This window comes from Pseudomonas sp. LPH60, from assembly GCF_030718165.1.
Taxonomy (GTDB): Bacteria; Pseudomonadota; Gammaproteobacteria; order Pseudomonadales; family Pseudomonadaceae; genus Aquipseudomonas; species Aquipseudomonas danubii.
Genome location: NZ_JAVAJH010000026.1, coordinates 1 through 2001, shown reverse-complemented (window position 1 = coordinate 2001; position 2001 = coordinate 1). Strand labels below are relative to the sequence as shown.

Below are 2001 nucleotides of genomic sequence, written 5' to 3'. Positions count from 1 at the left end.
GAATAACCCGGAGCACAGTCGACGAGTTCTGGCCTATGACGTGGCGATTGGAGCAGGTGAGAGCGTGGATGATGTGACGTTCTATGCGTATTTGTGTCGGGTGGCGGATTGGCGGTTGGATTGGAAGAGTACTCGAGCTAACGGTAGGGAACAGCGTGACTTAGACATAGCTAGTGACTTACCCAGTGAGAGGGTAGAGCAGATGTACCTTCAAGAGGAGCGCATGAATCAGAATCTGATCAACTCCACTGTGGAATACCGGTTGACTGGAGTACTGCCGGATATCGTGCTTAAGACCGATATGCCCTCCTTGGTTGCCACGCAGACTTGGGGTGGGGAAAAGTTCGGTCATCCCATTCGTTTCGGAGGGAAGGTCTGATGCGCTCCATACTCCCGTATTTATCCATTGCCTGCTTGTTATTGAACGCTCCTCTGGTCCAAGCGTCCGACAAGTCGCTTATGACTACCCGTTGTTTTGCCAATTCGACCGAGCCCGCCAAAGCCTACATCCCTGCCAAGAAGGCCGCCTCAATGTCCAATGACAGTCGCTACCGTGCACCAACCGTCTCGCCTCGCCTGGAAACCCTGGATGTGCTCAGCATTGGTGTGAGTCTAGATGTCTTTCGCCAAGGAGATATTTGGAAAACCTTGCAAGAGCAAAATGCGAGAGAACCAGAGTCCCTGCACGTTGGCAGTATCCTGCCCATGGACCCGAAGAAGTATCCGGTGACCGCACATGACAAGGATATGGCTTCTGAAAAGCGCGAGACGGATGCCCTTGAATTAGGGCTACGAGATTTTCTGGAGAAATGGCCTATTCCTACCGTCACGGTGGTCCGTGGTTGGAATCCCCAGACCGCCAATCTGCGTTTCTCGCCAGAAAGAACCCGAGAAAGCCTGTCTGTCATGGTCAACAACATGCGAGTACCGGCAGGGTTGCATTGGCATCGTATTCGTAATCTGCAAAACGGCATCGTATGTAACGACACCCCTGAAGCTTTGGTAGAAAATCTGTTTCGGCTTTTCGAGCAAAATCCCGGCCTTCCTGCATTGCTTGTATATGCCAATGAAGGTTTCAACATGGCTTTGGCGTTGAGCAGCAAAGCTAATAAACCCATCGGGGTAGGAACCGGCCCACGACAACCAGGTGAACTCACTGATGCCATGGTCGCCCTGGTCATCGGCCGCCCCGAACGTGTCGAGTGGCTGCGCTATTACGCTCCCTTCACCAAGGTCAACAAGAACAAAATCGATCCCGAGTTCACCGGTTGGGGCTGGCGTAAACCTGCTGTCGAATTCCAACCTTCGGAATTCATCCCGCAACCTTGGACCGAGCGTGCTTTTGAACAGTGGGATGCCTTGCCAGTACTGGCCCGGATTCATCGCCCGGTCACGGTTTCCCTGCAGCGCCCGGATAACGGCGAGCGCCTCAAGCGCGAAGCCTTGACCACGCAACTGGCCGCTGGCTGGAAAAAAGCCACTGATGCCGTTACACCAGCGCCGGCCCGGGTGTTCTACGACGGCGGCCTGAACAGCACGCCACTGGCCGAATTGCTTCCTGCGTTGACGGCTGCTCGCAGCTCTCTGGACCTGCTCGACTCCCGCGAGGGCTACGATCTGACCCAGCGCCTGGGCGATACCGGCGCCGCATCGCCGTTTGTGGGCATCGCGCTGGCGACCATGGCCAGTTACCAGAATGCCGACACCAGCGTGGTCATGCCTCTGCGTCGCAAGGATCAAGCGACCCTTATCACCATCACCTCGCCGACACCTGGGCAAAAGCCCGTTGGCAACAAATTTGGCATCAACCTGATGCCCCAAACCGCCAGTAGTGACGACGGCGCCCCGGTAAACCCTGCGCCGGTTGCTCCTGCGGCATCGCGGATGCCGGTTGTGGAAGAGGACTACACGTTGGAAGAGTTTCTGGCTGAGTTGAGGCCTAACAACTGGATGGATGATCTCTAGGAAGGTCGGGCTCGAAGGATCGCAGCGCAACATCAA

Annotated in this window: 2 protein-coding genes; both read left to right on the top strand. The window is 55.8% G+C overall.

The features are described from left to right. A partial coding sequence (locus Q8O96_RS31055; RefSeq protein ID WP_305950124.1) for a DUF3274 domain-containing protein occupies positions 1–379 on the top strand: 379 nt, incomplete at its 5' end. Further along, positions 379–1965 (top strand): DUF2875 family protein, encoded by a 1587-nt coding sequence (locus Q8O96_RS31050; protein WP_305950123.1) that lies wholly within the window; start codon positions 379–381, stop codon positions 1963–1965. The genes Q8O96_RS31055 and Q8O96_RS31050, both read left to right, overlap by 1 nt. The last annotated feature ends 36 nt before the right edge of the window (positions 1966–2001 follow it).

Excerpts from the sequence above, each read along its gene's own strand:
- Q8O96_RS31050 (WP_305950123.1), top strand. The coding sequence starts at position 379 with ATGCGCTCCATACTCCCGTATTTATCCATTGCCTGCTTGTTATTGAAC.